Source organism: Paenibacillus taichungensis, assembly GCF_013359905.1.
Classification (GTDB): Bacteria; Bacillota; Bacilli; order Paenibacillales; family Paenibacillaceae; genus Paenibacillus; species Paenibacillus taichungensis.
Genome location: NZ_JABMCC010000111.1, coordinates 312716 through 327684, shown reverse-complemented (window position 1 = coordinate 327684; position 14969 = coordinate 312716). Strand labels below are relative to the sequence as shown.

Below are 14969 nucleotides of genomic sequence, written 5' to 3'. Positions count from 1 at the left end.
TCCTGCTAACATTTTACAATTTTTTAATTTCTGAGAACGGCCAAAAAATAAACTCCGCCCTGCCTACAATTTCACTGGAAGTAATGCTGCCAAACACACGGCTATCCTTGCTCTTGCCTTCATGACGATTATCTCCCATTACAAAGTAATGATCCGCTTCCAGCGTAATCGGTCCAAAATCAGGGTCCTGAACCTCCGTATCCGTGTACGTTTCGGCTTGCTGCTCCCCATTCACGAATAAATGATGGTCCCGTACTTCAACCGTGTCTCCGGGAAGCCCGACAATCCGTTTGACCAGAAAATCTTTTTTCTCCACACCTTCGCTTGGATCACGAAGCACAATAACATCTGATCGGGACGGTGTCCCAAAATCATATACAATTTTATTTACAAACAGACGATCCCGCTCAACCAGCGTCGGCTGCATCGATTGACCTTTGACCATCGAAAGATTGAATACAAACAGGTTCAACAGCATCATGATTACAAAAGCAATCACTATGGTTTTCACCCAGTCCCAAAGCTCTGCACCCCAGGATTTCTCCGGTGGATCAGGCACTCCCGGACCATTTCGTTCCTTAGAAGCTACATGCTCCGTTGAAAGATTATTGGAGTTCAAAGAGACACCTCGTTTATCCATTTTGTGAAAAAAACGTCGATCGACATACTTTCAAGGAAGACAGATCGCATATAGTGAACGTTTTTCTTAAACATATCAGGAAGCTGGCGTTCCGCGTTTATATGTTCTGATATTACCAAAATTGAGTGATCATAATCCTTTTAATTCTACTTCATTTGCAAGGGTGAAACAATTGGTTATGAGCACCAATACAACTTGAAGGGTGAATAACAACGAGATTAAAACAGTTGAACCAGGGATTAATTTAAATGGAATGGCATTCAGAAGTGGCGAAAAAAGGGGAATAATCGGTGAAAAGCACCCATATAAATAGAAAGGCATATCCCTCACGTTGTTACACGTTGAAAGATACGCCTAATATGAAATGAAAATCTGTTATATTTCTTTTTTAACCCTGCAAACTAAGCTTTGGACAAAATACTGAGTTTCTGGAAAGCGCTCATAATCTGATTGGCACCGTAACCCATTGCTTCATAAAGAGGCATGGCTACTTTGTTGTGCTCATCACCCGCCACCCATATTTGACTGACTTTACGCTGCTGGAACCTTTGTTCCATGGCCTCGACAAGTTTTTTGCCGACTCCGCGGCGACGATAGTCTGGATGGACCGCAATACGATAGATGCATCCCTGGTTGTGGTCAATCGTACCGATCAAAGCGCCGACGAGGTCTCCCTCTTCTTCCGCAACCATGATCAGGTCAGAATCCCATGACAATTGACGGGCAAACGGGCCCATCGTGTTCTCATAACACTCTTCCGATAGTGCAACCTGGAGAAGCTCTGTCATCTGGCTTGCATCACTCAACTGAAAGGAACGAACGTGCATGTCTTAAATCTCCCTTTTCGTTAGCTTAGATGAGGTTTTACAAAAAGGGGCTCCCCTTTTTACCAAAAACCCAATGTTCATATAATGACAAAAAACGAGAAAATACCGCTTCTCCGTCAATTAAACCATACTTTACGCCATAAAACACGCATTTTCTTTTGAAAGCGCTTAATTGTAACCGTTTACATCCGAATATTAAACTTTTCCTCTATTCAAAGCCCTAAAATCACATAAATAGTTTCATAATGGGTAAAATATGTTTGTTATCTCTGGCCCATGAATGGATTAACGTCTGGGGGGACTTAATAAACAAAAATGTTGCTTAATTAGCCCGAATGCGGTTTAATATTAGTGACAAGGGTATTATTACATAGGTACCTGAGCAATTTGCATAAATCCTGTGAGCGACTTTCACTCAGCAAGATATAGATCGAAGTGAACCTATTCGTCTAGAACTTGTACCGGAAGCGATTCGAATTGAATTATGCAAAATGCTGACCTTAACAAAAATCCAAAAATCTCAGGAGGTATTTCATTATGACTTTTCAATTACCAGCACTTCCTTACGCTAACGACGCACTGGAACCACATATTGATGCGCAAACGATGGAAATTCACCACGATCGCCATCACAATACTTACGTAACGAACTTGAACGCAGCTCTGGAAAGCGCTCCTGAACTGCAAGGTAAAAGCTTGGAAGATCTGATTGCTAACCTTGACAGCGTACCTGAAGGTATCCGCACAGCCGTTCGCAACAACGGTGGCGGACATGCTAACCACAGCCTGTTCTGGGAAATCATCGGACCTAACGGCGGCGGCGCTCCAACTGGCGACATCGCAGCAGCAATCGATAGCGAACTGGGTGGCTTTGACAAATTCAAAGAAGATTTTGCTAAAGCAGCTACAACTCGTTTCGGTTCTGGTTGGGCTTGGCTCGTAGTTGGTAAAGATGGCAAATTGTCCATCACTAGCACACCTAACCAAGACAGCCCTCTCTTCGAAGGTCTGACTCCGGTTCTGGGTCTGGATGTATGGGAGCACGCTTACTACCTGAAATATCAAAACAAACGCCCTGACTACATCGGTGCTTTCTGGAATGTAATCAACTGGGATGAAGTAAACAAACGTTACGCTGCAGCGAAATAAGACTGCCAGCATAATTAAAGAGCCTGATTCGGTCAAAGCGACCGGATCAGGCTCTTTTTTGTGTGCTTTTGTTTGTTGCACGTTGGTTGATTTAATATTGGTATGGCAGGCACCCATTACTCACTAACATCGTCATATGCTCCTGCAAAATAACTGCTGATGAGCTTCAGAAAAATGTTGGGGAATGCCATTTTGTCCATATCTTCCGGACCAATCCAGCGATAGATTTGGCCATCGCCTTTACCACTCATTACATCATGCGCCGGGTCACTTGCGGCAATTGCCGACAACGGCTCCCCCTGCTCATCAAATGAGCCTGAGATATTGGCTTCATCAATCATGCTTGGCTCCGATGCTTGGGCTGGAGCAGTGGTTTCCTTGGCAGCTGCCTGTGCATCGTAGGCGGCTCTGGCTTCCGCAGCGATCAGCGGAAGCTCGTTACTCTGGTCCTGCTCAGTGCACTTGTACACCTGCAGGCTCCAGACAATGTGGCTGAACACATGCTCCGCATGGGTAGCCAGCCCTTCCGGGCGGGCAGCGAAGCCTTCCGCCCACAGACTGCCGGCCAGCAAAGCCATGGCCGGCTCATCTGCCAGCGGCCCCGCCTTCTTGCCGGCTGTGGCGGGCGCCGCCAGCACATGCGGCAGCTCCCACATGCGGGCCAATAGGCCCGTTGCTGGGCGCTGGCGCACAAGTACACGGCCGCGATGAGCACCGCGGCCCTCCACAATGGCAACCAGCCGCTGCTCTGGGCGCGGCGGCTTCGCCTTGGTCTTGACCGGCAACGTGAGCTCCCGTCCGGCAATGCGGCCGGAACATTGCTCCATGACCGGGCAAGTCAGGCAGTGCGGCGCTTTGGGCGTGCACACCAGCGCGCCAAGTTCCATCAGCGCCTGATTGAAATCACGCGCACGCCCTTCCGGAATGAGCTCTCCTGCGAGCTCTTCCATCAACACCCGGGTGCTGCCCTTCATAATGTCCTCATCAATGAGGAAGTATCGGGACAGAACCCGCATCACATTGCCATCCACCGCTGGCTGCGGCTGGTTGAAGGCAATGCTGAGAATGGCCCCGGCTGTATACGGGCCCACCCCTTTTAACGCAAAGACCGCTTGCTTGTCCTGAGGCATCTCCCCACCGTGCAGCTCCATGACTTGTCTGGCAGCCGCCTGAAGATTGCGGGCACGCGAATAATATCCGAGTCCCTCCCAATTTTTCAAAACCTCTTCTTCCGGTGCTTCAGCCAGAGCCTGTACGGTCGGAAAATTCCCGATAAAACGATTGAAATACGGAATCACCGTATCCACCCGAGTCTGTTGAAGCATAATTTCCGATACCCACGTAAAATAAGGATTGTTGTGGCGACGCCACGGCAAATCCCGTCTGTTGACCATATACCAATCCAGCAAATTCACGCTGAAATGTCGTTTCTGTTCCAATAAACCCATATTCCCGTCCTCTCCTGTTACCATGCTTACGTTCTTCACACGTTCTCCCACATTGTTACTATTCAGATCCGGGTACCGTCTTCCCCATCTGCTCTACTATAGCAAAGGCCGCAGCCAGCTCCGTCTGGTGCGTAATACTCAAATGAATATCATACTGTTTGCCGTACGGCAGCTGCAGTCGTTCCCATGCTTCAGCAGAAAGTGTGGCAACGGGACGCCCTTTCGCGTCAGGCAGCACTTCAATGTCGGTAAAACTCATCATGCTTCCAATGCCGCAGCCAAACGCCTTGGACACCGCTTCCTTTGCTGCGAATCGACCGGATACAAACTCTACCATCCGTTTGCCCCGATGATCCGCAATCTCTCGCTCTGCATGCGTTAAAATCCGCTTCATAAACGCTTCGGCGTGTTGACCTGACAACAGCCTGCGCATACGCCCAATCTCCAGCACGTCGTTTCCAATGCCATATATCATCAACGCTTCACCCGCTTAACCTTTTATGCTGTAAACGATCTCCATTCGGTCATCTGATCCGTAACTTATCCGAACACGTATTCTATTGTAGCAGGAGGCGCGCACGGATGCGAGTACCTTCGTCCACATTACCATTTATGTTAAAATATGAATCAGAAATAGATGAAACTTTAGGAGGAATAAGATATGTCCACAGCATTTGAACTGCCTGTTGGCAGAGATGCCGTCATTCGCGGAAATATATTCACCGCACGGCGACCCGCCCAAGGAATCATTATCCTGGCTCACGGTTACAAAGGCTTCAAAGACTGGGGCATGTTCCCCTACACTGCATCCCAGCTAAGCGAGAACTATCACGTCCTGACCTTCAATTTCTCTCACAACGGAGTTGGAGTAGATCTGGAGCAATTTTCTGAACTTGAAAAGTTTGCAATCAATACGTACAGCCGAGAGCTTGCCGACTTGGCAACACTGCTTGATTATGTGTTCACACAGCCAGAATTTAGCGAACTGCCGGTATTTCTACTTGGACATAGCCGCGGTGCAGGCGTAAGCCTGGTGTACGCACTGGATCATCCCGAACAGATTGCAGGCGTACTCTCCTGGAACGGTGTAACCAACTTGGATCTCTTTACCCCTGAACAAAAAGAAGAAATGCGCACACAGGGCCGCAGCCATGTCACGAACGGGCGAACCGGCCAGCAGATGCCTCTGGACGTGTCCATTCTGGAAGATCTGGACAAGCATAAGGATCGTTACGCCATCATTGATCGTTTGGCTTCTTCCCCTCTGCGTGTGGCACTTATTCAGGGGACAGAGGACGGCACACGGCTGCGTAACGGCTCGGCCGCACTGGTTCAGGCTCGCCCGGATATCCCGTGGCACCAGATTCCCGGCGGAAATCATACTTTTAACACTGTGCATCCATTCAAGGAATCGACGCCGCAGCTTGAGCAGGCGATCGCCGAAACACTTCGTCAGATCGCAACTTGGATTAACTAATCTTGCATAACAAAAAGAGTCGCTGCCTTATGCAGTGACTCTTTGCTGTTCAGATGCTTGCATTGTCCATACCACATGGCATGCTTGCAATCCATATTAGATGCCAGGAATGGCATTACGTTTGTGATGGGTACGTGTGTAGAATGCTTCAAGACGCTCTTGTGCAGCCGGATCAATCTGTTTGCCTTCCAGATAGTCACTGTTCGCTTCGTACGAAATGCCCAGTTCATCTTCATCGGTCTGGCCTTCCCAGAGTCCTGCTGATGGAGCCTTGTCCAAAATGGCCTGTGGCACGTTCAAATACGCAGCCAGCTGACGCACTTGACGTTTGTTCAGGGTGCTCAGTGGTGTAATATCCACGGCTCCGTCGCCCCATTTGGTGTAAAAGCCCGTGATGGCTTCAGAGGCATGGTCTGTTCCGACAACCAACAGGTTTTCCTCAAAGGACAGAGCATATTGCATCACCATACGGGTTCTCGCTTTCACGTTCCCTTTGCCTTGGTGAGTCATATGACGCGGGCTGCCCATGGATTTGAAACCTTGCTCCACTTCCAGTGCGATTTCGTTAACTGCATCTTCGATGTTGGTTTCTACGACATGCTTCAGGTCATAAGCTTTGGCCACAGCATAGCTATGGTCAATGTCCGATTGCTCACCGTAAGGCTGGAATACACCCAGCGTTTTGTATTCCTTATTCTCTTCTGCTGTAAGCTCGTCCGTTGCTTTTTTGCAAAGCGCCGTTGCTACAGCACTGTCAATCCCGCCACTGATTGCAATTAACAATCCTTTGGAATTGGCATTTTTCACATAGGTTTTAAGAAAGTCAACGCGCTTGCGCACTTCCTCTTCTTCATTAATGCTTGGTTTAACCTTCAATTCAGCGATGATCTGTTGTTGCAAACTCATCGTTCACACACCCCGTTTCTAAATTAATGAAATTTGATGTCCATTTTGAAAGGTCCGAATGGTTCAATAACCCTATTTGCTCAAAATGAAACGCCCCGGCATCGGTCATCCGAAAGGCGGGGCGTTGCTTGAGCTAATTAACGGCAGTAACGGTCAAACACACTTGTGAGCTCAGCCGCAATTTCCTCCGCAGAACGGTCTTCCACTTGATGACGCTCAATAAAGTGAACGAGTTCTCCGTCTTTCATCAGAGCGATGGAAGGTGAAGATGGAGGATACGGTGCAAAGTATTCACGTGCTTTCGCTGTAGCTTCTTTGTCCTGACCAGCAAATACCGTGTACAGGTGGTCTGGTGTAATATCATGCTGAAGTGCTTGGGATACACCTGGGCGGCATTGACCTGCGGCACATCCACAGACCGAGTTAATAACAACCAGAGCAGTACCTTTGGCATCCGGCAAACTTGCTTCAACTTCTTCTGGAGTACGCAACTCCTGAATTCCCAAACGAGTCAGATCATCCCGCATCGGTTGAACCATATCTTTCATGTATTGATCAAATGACATAGACATTCGGTTTCACTCCTTAAACATGTGAGTTCTATTATTTAAAAAATTAAATGCTTTTGTGCTATTCCTATTATACATCCCTAATCAATGAAAGCAAGGTTCAAACACCGCCTGCGGAAAGGCTTCTCCTTCAATATTATGTCTCATTCCTTGGCAAAACATGCTTGAAGTTCAACGTTGAAATGCAACTTTGAAAGTTGTACCCTGTCCTTCCTCCGATTCAATGGTAATAGTTCCGTTATGCCGTTCGACAATGCTCAGACACATGGATAACCCCAGTCCGGTTCCTTTGGCCTTGGTCGTAAAAAAAGGTTCGAACAGCTTCTCCTGCTTCACTCTAGGAATACCCGGGCCAGTATCTCGCACACACAGCTCCACGGTGTCATCCACCAACCGGGTCTCAAGTGTAAGTACCCCTTTTTCATTCATGGCTTCCATCCCGTTACGAGCCAGATTAAGCACCACTTGTTTAATTTCCTTTGAATTCAGATGCAGCTTCGGCACATTGTGAGCCAGCATAAATTCAATACTCTGACCTCGCAGGTTTGCATCAGCCCATAACAAAGGACTTAGTTCATGGATGATATCATGCAGCTGGGATTCTTCCTTCTCGGCAATTCGATTCTGAGCCAATGATAGAAAATCATTAATAATGCTGTTCGCCCGATCAAGCTCCTCCAGAACGATCCGGTAATAGTGATCCAGGGACTCCGGACTCTTTTCCTGCATTAATTGAAGAAAACCACGCACAACCGCCATCGGATTCCGTACTTCATGGGTAATACTTGCGGCCATTTGCCCTACAAGACTAAGGCGATCCACATTATCGAGCTCGCTTCGCAGCATTTCAAGCTCAGTAATATCCTGAATGATCAACATGGCTCCGATAGCTTCTCTTGGCAGTTCTGCCGAGTACGCGTAGATGGGAACGGTCCGGGATTGAAATACGTTTGAACCGTAACGCACCGTAAGTCCACTCACTTCTCCATGAACAATGGCTTTACGAATACTGCTCTCCATCTTGTCTGCCTGGGCTTGTTCGACAAACTGACTCGCAGGTTGCCCAATCAAATCTGGTGTTGTCGTGCAAGGCAATTGATCCCGCGCCGTTTGCTCCATCGTATCGTTGACGAACTGCACGGTCCCCTCTTTATCTACGGTTGCGATAGATAAAGGAACAGCATTCAGAATTTGGTTAAGCTTTTCCGTTTCGGCTATGTATCTATGATGAACTTCGGACAAATGTTGCTCAAGCCCCCGGTGATGTTGTATCTGTTCAATCCAGAGCATACTAAGACTTCCAGCAAGAACTGCACCGATTGTATATCCCAGCGCTAGTAATACCCACTGTACTATTGAGAATGTTGGTTGGCTTTCCATCAATGGAATATACAGAACATTGGACACAACCAGTTCTGCCGTTATTAAGGCGATAACTGTCCCCATTTTGCGTGAACGTGTATAATGCTTGAATCGTTTGGCTGACAACCATACAATAGGATAGAGAAGAATGCCCGTTTGAAGTAGAAATCCGTACAGATTATAGGGATGCGCAAAGAGAAAATAGAAGAGTATCTGGAGAAGAGACAGCGTTAGGCCTATGCGAGGCCTGCAATACAATATGACGAGCGTCAGGGGCACAATGCCCAAGGAGATAGGGACTGCTACCGGGCTGCCATAGTGGGCAAAAAGCAGACATAGCAACATACTCACCACACTGGTCGCGGCAAAACTGGTCTGTACCATCCTATGATATCCTGCCTTGGCGACTGCTTGCCTGGAAAGCCCCAAGTGCAATAATGGAATCAGGAATACTGCAGCTCCTGCAAGCAGTATTTGTAAAAGAATGTCCTTTAACGCAACCACAATGCCATCTCCCTCCTCTGCCTGCACATTCCCTCATGTATTTCTGATTAAAACATAGGCGACAGTATATTACAATATATCCCTTAAGACAGCATAATAGAACTGCTAATACATTTGTATTGTTTCATAAACAGGCAGGAGTAGACAGGGTTTTCGGAAAACAGACAAAATCAATGAAAAAAGAGGGTAATAACGCATGTATGATGTCATTGTAATTGGCGGTGGATCTGCGGGCCTCATGGCCTGTGTCGCCGCTGCTGAGCATGGAGCCTCGGTGCTACTGCTGGATAAAGGAGATCAACTCGGCCGTAAACTCGGGATCTCTGGCGGCGGTCGCTGCAATGTGACCAATGCCAAGGAGACGGATGAACTGATCCGGCATATTCCGGGTAATGGACGTTTTTTATATAGTTCATTTCAGAATCTGGATAATCAGGGAATTATGCGTTTTTTTGAAAATCTCGGTATTGCCCTGAAAGAGGAGGATAACGGGAGAATGTTCCCGGTAACCGATAAAGCCAAAACAGTCGTTGATGCGTTGGTAGGCAAAATTGTTTCCCTTGGGGTAGAGATTCGCACCAAACAGCCGGTTAAGGAATTAATACAGAACGGTCAACACGTGCAGGGTGTAAAGCTGGCTTCTGGCACAACGATACTTGCACGCTCTGTTATTATCGCTACCGGGGGTAAATCAGTCCCACAAACCGGATCAACCGGGGATGGATATCCTTGGGCTGAAGCAGCTGGACATACGATTACAGAGCTGTATCCGACGGAAGTGCCGATTGTATCTGGTGAGAGCTGGATTCAATCCAAAGAACTGCAAGGCTTGTCCCTGCGGGATGTCGGGTTATCTGTTCTAGATGCCAAAGGCAAATCGGTTATCTCCCATCGCGGAGATATGATCTTCACCCATTTCGGTGTATCAGGACCGATCGCGCTTCGTTGCAGCCAGTTTATTCGTAAGGTTCAAATGAAATCTGGGAATCCTCAGGTCATGATGAGTATTGATCTGTTCCCGGATCTGTCCCCCGGTGCTTTGGAAGCCCAGGTTCAGCAGGTGCTGGAGCAAGAATCTCGAAAGGCCGTCAAAAACATACTCAAAACATGGGTTCCTGAGCGCATGATTCCATTGATGATGAAGCGTGCAGAGATCAGCGAAGATCTTACTTTCCACCATTTCCCCAAAGGTATGTTAAATACATTAGTGGGGTTAATGAAGGATTTTACCTTCCGCGTAGACGGAACTCGTTCTCTCAAAGAAGCCTTTGTTACTGGCGGGGGAATCCACTTAAAGGAAATATACCCCAAAACAATGGAATCCAAGCTGCTGCCAGGACTATTCTTTTGCGGTGAAGTTTTGGATATTCATGGCTACACGGGAGGCTATAATATTACCGCTGCCTTCTCTACGGGGTACACAGCTGGCATGCATGCAGCAGAGTATAAAAACGCTCGCTCATGATTTGAACATTGGATCTTCTTGGACCGATTCCGGTTCCACATCACGTATGGTTATTAAGAGCATGAAAAAACCTCGACATCCCGCTATCGGCAGGGTATCGAGGTTTTTTTGAGATGTATGCAATCCAGAATCACTGTCACCAACAAGGCAAGCAGCTTCATTGCCCCTGTTGCATTTACGCCTTCACACTGCCCGAGAAACCATCCACTGAATCATCGAATGTCGGATCTTCATCCCGGTTAGACATCTCCTGTTCGGGATTGCTCCCTTGGCCGCCGCTCACATAACCTTCATTCCAATCTTCATTCACAAGATGAGCCGGAATGGATATATTCTGAAACTGATCCAATCCATCTGTTTCGGAGAGAAACACCGCACTTCCACCATGTGACTGTACGATTTCCACTGCAGATTGCGTATCCTGGCGATCTGTAGGAATGTACAATTCAAGCGGTCCTGACTGGTATGGCTTATACCCCAGTTCCTCCAGTGTTGCCTGCGCCGCCAGCAGCGCTGCATTGTCTGCGAAATGTACCTGAAGTTCACTATCATCCATCATAATTTTTTTCCTCCTTGCGAGAGCTGATCCCTTACCTTCAAAATCATAAGATCCGTCTCCTATAGCATGGTCAGTTACTTCATCTGATATGCTACTGTACAAGGAAGAATATCAACTAGGCGGATCGGATGTACCGAATCCAGCCTGTTATAGACAGGACGAACAGCCCGAATGCTACGACAGCCGCAGCCGTCACGATACCTTCCAACCAGCCTAGCCAAGCTGCCCCCAGTGAGAACCCCATTAAAATCCCCAGCGGAACAAACAACATCCGTACCATGGTCACACCTGCACGATTTAACGCCTCCGAATCGTAGGATACGAGCTGAACATAGTCCGAGGTTGCAATTACCTCCCAGGAACGATAGAAAAGTACGCTCAACATGATGACCAACAAACCACAGACGATTACATTGACCGGGAAAGGCGGTAAAGCAACAGCAGCAATCGAAAGGCCGCCAAGCTGCAAGTACAATTTCATGGTCGAAGAGTTACGAAAAAATGCTTTGAACGCCGTCTCAGCTGTCCGATTAGAGATCGTTCGATGACGCAGCAACTTGCGCTGCTTGCGGAATATGATCGTCCGGGTGCGCGGCGCTTTCGGCTTGTTCACGGATCGACTCAGTAAAAGGGCTGTGAACTTTAGCCTTTCTCTTAAATCTTCACGCACATCGCCCTCAAAGGTTCCCTTCATCTCCAGCCTCATTCGGCCAACCATAATGAGAAGAAGGATTGCGGCCACAATGCCTGCAAGCAGTGTCCAGATGTGTCCATGCATCCAGGATGTTACCCCAATCGTGATAATGCCCATGGCAACTGCTAAAGGGATCATGCGAATCCAGCGTCTCCATCCGATATAACGTACTTTCGTCATATGGAGTACAATGACCTGGAATGAAGCTACTGCGCCAAACCAAATCGCTATTAGTGCGATATGGATAAATGACATGTCATACACACGGGACCATAGTGGTGAGGTCAACGCCGTAATTGCAATCATTTTACCCAAATGCTGCAAACTAGCCCGATAGATCCCCTGTCTCATCAATGTACGCATCCACAGCGACCTTGATTTCAGGAACAACACATCCGCTTCCTCTATAAATATAAGAATTCCACCTGTAAGCATAATGATGTCGATCAGCCCTGTCAGCGTAGGCAGCGTTAATCCGGTCGCCCAGGAGGGCAGTGGTTTGGACCATAAACTCACGTACCATCCGCTGAAATACAGCAGACCCGGAATAAGCAGGTATACCCATACCGTCCAGTCTACTACCAGTTTCAGGTTTTTTAACTGTTCATTGAAGTGCTCCTTGCGTCTGCGTCTATATAAACCAAGTGGCGTATATGCACGAGAGGTCTCCATCTTTCTCCCCCCCTTCCCGGTTAGGATGTCAGTGTGTCAAAACAATCAAACAACGAGGCGTCCGGCAAATCTGCGGCTGCTCGGATTTCGTCCAGTGTTCCTTCGGCAGCTGAGCGCCCGGATTGAATGAGTATAAACCGATCACAGATTCGCTCAGCGGTATCCAGTACATGCGTTGACATAAGAACACCCGCACCACGGCGGCGCTCATCGTCCAACAACTTCAGAAAATCCTTGGTTGCGCGTGGGTCCAGTCCGATGAAAGGCTCGTCCACAATATATACATCTGGCGAGGACAGGAAGCCGATCATCAGCATCATTTTCTGCCGCATCCCCTTGGAGAAACTAGCCGGAAGATCATTACGAACGTGGTCCATGCCGAAACGAACCAACATCTCCTCCGCCCTGGCAACAAAGACCTCTTCCTCCATCTCATAGGCAGCCGCTGCCAGATCGAGATGTTCCCACAGGGTCATGTATTCGTAAAAAACAGGTTGTTCCGGGATATAGGCATAACGTCCGTCTCCCCCAATGGTTACTTCATACTTTGCATGTTCAAGCAGACCAAGTAATGTTTTGATGGTCGTGCTTTTGCCAGCCCCATTCGGTCCGATAATACCCACCAGTTCCCCTGGCGCCACGTGTAATCGGATGTTCCTAATGGTGGATTGCCCCGCCTCATATCCTGCTTCCGTAATATGTACGTCCAATATGGACTCCTGTGCGCCTGTATCTTCGTTTTCGATTTCCATATCATTCACTCCCTGTCCTGTCAGGTGCTTGTTCGGTTCTTTATTGATATTGTAATCGAGTTCGTGAGGAAATGTTTGATCATTTTATGCTTTTGTATAATGATAAAATCACTGCTCTCATAATGGAAATAAACGGACAGCTTATCTCGTAACCAAATCGTTTTTGATGCTGAATGGTTACCATCTCCAAATGGAACGTCAATATGCAGTAGAGTTCATGGTCAATATTGCAGAGGGCAAGCACTCATTTGAAAGCATAGCAAATATATTAAAGTACCATTCAGTCGTGCGGTAACATAATTTTATAATAAACGAAAAAAGCAGGGGTTCCAGAACCCCTGCTACTTTGTATTACAGTGAAAATGTCATATTACCGATTTTACTCACCTGTAATCATGGAGTTTGCTGTAAGACTCCCGTCCATATCGTTCTTTTTTTGCCTGCGAATCACTACATAAATCACGCCAAGGAGCGTTAGCAAAATGCCTGAACTGATAAAAGCCGGAATAACTCCGAATGAGGTCACCAAAAAGCCACCTACCACCGGACCCATGATGTTACTGGCTGTCATGATGCTACCAACCGTTCCAAACACACGCCCCGTCATGGATTCAGGCGTTTGCTCCTGAAGTAAAATTTGGAACGGAACAATGGCAAACCCAACCCCTACACCCGCCAGAGCAAATAACGATATCAGCAGCAAATTGGCGCCAAGACCAGCATGTGGCCATACTCCTACGATCATTCCTACCCCACCAATGACAAGACCCATCAATGATGTTCCAAGACCCATTTTGATTACATGCCCTGCCTTTTTCCACTTCTGAACACTCATCGCTGCAATTAACGTTCCAACACCGCTAGCTGCGACGCACCATCCGAGCAGATCACTTGAAATACCAGGAAGCTGCCTGAACAGGACTACTGTCTGGGAATCCGCAAATTGTAGAAACAGAAGGGCTGAAGCAAGCAGGACCAGCGAGGTTCCCACATGAGGAAGAGATGCAAGCATGCGGATGCCTTCCATTGTATCTTTCAAAAACGTAGTTTTTTTACCTGCTGGAGTAACACCTGCTCTCTCTTCCCTTACTTGTTCTACGTTCTGATTCACAGATTGGAACACTCGCACTCCAGGAATCCATAGCAAAATAATGCCTGAGATCAGAAAGGACGCGGAATCCAACACGAAGCACCAGGTAATTCCAAAAGCAGCCACCAACAGCCCGCCAAGGGCCGGACCGATGATTTTGGACATCTGTTCAATCACCGAGCTGATGGACACCGCCTGCCCCAATTGCTCCTGCGGCACAATCTCCTTAAGCTTGCCGTTCTTGGCTGGTGAGAACACCACATCGAATAAAGACTTGAGAATAAGCAATACATACACATGCCAGATTTGATCGGCAAAAATGAGCCCTCCCACGATCACAATTCGCGCACCGTCTGCACCGATCATCAGCCACTTCCGATTGACCCGGTCCGCCAGAGCCCCTGCAAATGGACCTGTAAGTAAGACAGGCAATGCTGCACAGAGCGTGGTAAACGTAATCTCCCACGGTGTAGCATCCCAGCGAATGCCCACCAGTGTAAGGATCGCCAGCAGGTGCAGCCAGTCCCCCAAATTGGAGATAGCCTGCGCAGCCATTAAAGTGATAAAAGATCGATTATACTTCAGGGGTCTTCGTAACTGCATCGTTACTCCACTTGTCATCATTCTTCTCCTCCGCCCTCAACCCATTCATGATATGAATTTATTATAGAGAGCAGGCTGAGCTCCCACCTCCTGCCAGAGACGGATAGGACGCGGCGCCTTCAGGATGATTTTTCCATAACTTATTAAAAAATGAAAAACTTATTATCTACTTTCTATGTACACTGACAAATCGAAAAATGATTAAATTTTAATTGCTAAAAATGCAAATCTTGTGACATATCGCATGTTTTT

Annotated in this window: 14 protein-coding genes; 3 read left to right on the top strand and 11 right to left on the bottom strand. The window is 47.6% G+C overall.

The genetic code is table 11. The features are described from left to right. Positions 1–13 precede the first annotated feature (13 nt). Complete coding sequence (lepB, locus tag HP548_RS15770) at positions 14–619, bottom strand: signal peptidase I (protein WP_246318079.1); 606 nt, start codon at positions 617–619, stop codon at positions 14–16. Positions 620–1041: 422 nt separating this feature from the next. Further along, positions 1042–1467, bottom strand: a complete 426-nt coding sequence (locus tag HP548_RS15765; protein WP_024632996.1) for a GNAT family N-acetyltransferase — start codon at positions 1465–1467, stop codon at positions 1042–1044. Positions 1468–2004: 537 nt separating this feature from the next. Here HP548_RS15765 and HP548_RS15760 point away from each other — a divergent pair. Continuing rightward, complete coding sequence (locus HP548_RS15760; RefSeq protein ID WP_024632995.1) at positions 2005–2616, top strand: superoxide dismutase; 612 nt, start codon at positions 2005–2007, stop codon at positions 2614–2616. A gap of 116 nt (positions 2617–2732) precedes the next feature. Here HP548_RS15760 and mutY read toward each other — a convergent pair whose 3' ends face one another. Continuing rightward, positions 2733–4064, bottom strand: a complete 1332-nt coding sequence (gene mutY / locus HP548_RS15755; RefSeq protein ID WP_175382215.1) for an A/G-specific adenine glycosylase — start codon at positions 4062–4064, stop codon at positions 2733–2735. Between the two features lie 58 nt (positions 4065–4122). Continuing rightward, entirely contained in the window at positions 4123–4539 is a 417-nt protein-coding gene (acpS, locus tag HP548_RS15750; RefSeq protein ID WP_076290494.1) for a holo-ACP synthase, read from the bottom strand. A 186-nt stretch (positions 4540–4725) separates the two neighbouring features. Between acpS and HP548_RS15745 the strand changes: the two genes are divergently transcribed. After that, positions 4726–5541 (top strand): alpha/beta hydrolase family protein, encoded by an 816-nt coding sequence (locus tag HP548_RS15745; RefSeq protein WP_175382181.1) that lies wholly within the window; start codon positions 4726–4728, stop codon positions 5539–5541. Positions 5542–5637: 96 nt separating this feature from the next. Here HP548_RS15745 and nadE read toward each other — a convergent pair whose 3' ends face one another. The 3 genes from nadE to HP548_RS15730 all read right to left on the bottom strand — a co-directional run bounded on the left by nadE (position 5638) and on the right by HP548_RS15730 (position 8882). Next, positions 5638–6447 (bottom strand): ammonia-dependent NAD(+) synthetase, encoded by an 810-nt coding sequence (gene nadE / locus HP548_RS15740; protein WP_076290496.1) that lies wholly within the window; start codon positions 6445–6447, stop codon positions 5638–5640. A 137-nt stretch (positions 6448–6584) separates the two neighbouring features. After that, positions 6585–7019, bottom strand: a complete 435-nt coding sequence (locus HP548_RS15735) for a BrxA/BrxB family bacilliredoxin (protein ID WP_053779648.1) — start codon at positions 7017–7019, stop codon at positions 6585–6587. A 168-nt stretch (positions 7020–7187) separates the two neighbouring features. Continuing rightward, positions 7188–8882: an ATP-binding protein gene (locus HP548_RS15730; RefSeq protein WP_175382180.1), complete on the bottom strand. Its 1695-nt coding sequence runs from the start codon at positions 8880–8882 to the stop codon at positions 7188–7190. A gap of 196 nt (positions 8883–9078) precedes the next feature. Here HP548_RS15730 and HP548_RS15725 point away from each other — a divergent pair, with 196 nt between their 5' ends. After that, positions 9079–10347, top strand: a complete 1269-nt coding sequence (locus tag HP548_RS15725) for a BaiN/RdsA family NAD(P)/FAD-dependent oxidoreductase (RefSeq protein ID WP_175382179.1) — start codon at positions 9079–9081, stop codon at positions 10345–10347. A 175-nt stretch (positions 10348–10522) separates the two neighbouring features. On the opposite strand, the gene HP548_RS15720 is transcribed toward HP548_RS15725, so the two are convergent. The 4 genes from HP548_RS15720 to HP548_RS15705 form a co-directional block, all read right to left on the bottom strand. Beyond that, a complete protein-coding gene (locus tag HP548_RS15720; protein WP_175382178.1) occupies positions 10523–10906 on the bottom strand; it encodes a hypothetical protein in 384 nt (127 codons plus the stop codon). Positions 10907–11021: 115 nt separating this feature from the next. After that, on the bottom strand, positions 11022–12272 hold the full coding sequence (locus HP548_RS15715; protein WP_175382177.1) for an ABC transporter permease: 1251 nt from the start codon (positions 12270–12272) through the stop codon (positions 11022–11024). A gap of 20 nt (positions 12273–12292) precedes the next feature. After that, a complete protein-coding gene (locus tag HP548_RS15710; protein ID WP_076290499.1) occupies positions 12293–13024 on the bottom strand; it encodes an ABC transporter ATP-binding protein in 732 nt (243 codons plus the stop codon). Positions 13025–13403: 379 nt separating this feature from the next. Then, complete coding sequence (locus HP548_RS15705; RefSeq protein ID WP_175382176.1) at positions 13404–14735, bottom strand: MFS transporter; 1332 nt, start codon at positions 14733–14735, stop codon at positions 13404–13406. Between the last annotated feature and the right edge of the window lie 234 nt (positions 14736–14969).

Coding starts and splice junctions, on each gene's coding strand:
- HP548_RS15745 (WP_175382181.1), top strand. CDS start 4,726: ATGTCCACAGCATTTGAACTGCCTGTTGGCAGAGATGCCGTCATTCGC.
- acpS (WP_076290494.1), bottom strand. CDS start 4,539: ATGATATATGGCATTGGAAACGACGTGCTGGAGATTGGGCGTATGCGC.
- HP548_RS15765 (WP_024632996.1), bottom strand. CDS start 1,467: ATGCACGTTCGTTCCTTTCAGTTGAGTGATGCAAGCCAGATGACAGAG.
- HP548_RS15720 (WP_175382178.1), bottom strand. CDS start 10,906: ATGATGGATGATAGTGAACTTCAGGTACATTTCGCAGACAATGCAGCG.
- mutY (WP_175382215.1), bottom strand. CDS start 4,064: ATGGGTTTATTGGAACAGAAACGACATTTCAGCGTGAATTTGCTGGAT.
- HP548_RS15735 (WP_053779648.1), bottom strand. CDS start 7,019: ATGTCTATGTCATTTGATCAATACATGAAAGATATGGTTCAACCGATG.
- HP548_RS15710 (WP_076290499.1), bottom strand. CDS start 13,024: ATGGAAATCGAAAACGAAGATACAGGCGCACAGGAGTCCATATTGGAC.
- nadE (WP_076290496.1), bottom strand. CDS start 6,447: ATGAGTTTGCAACAACAGATCATCGCTGAATTGAAGGTTAAACCAAGC.
- HP548_RS15725 (WP_175382179.1), top strand. CDS start 9,079: ATGTATGATGTCATTGTAATTGGCGGTGGATCTGCGGGCCTCATGGCC.
- HP548_RS15760 (WP_024632995.1), top strand. CDS start 2,005: ATGACTTTTCAATTACCAGCACTTCCTTACGCTAACGACGCACTGGAA.
- HP548_RS15705 (WP_175382176.1), bottom strand. CDS start 14,735: ATGACAAGTGGAGTAACGATGCAGTTACGAAGACCCCTGAAGTATAAT.
- HP548_RS15715 (WP_175382177.1), bottom strand. CDS start 12,272: ATGGAGACCTCTCGTGCATATACGCCACTTGGTTTATATAGACGCAGA.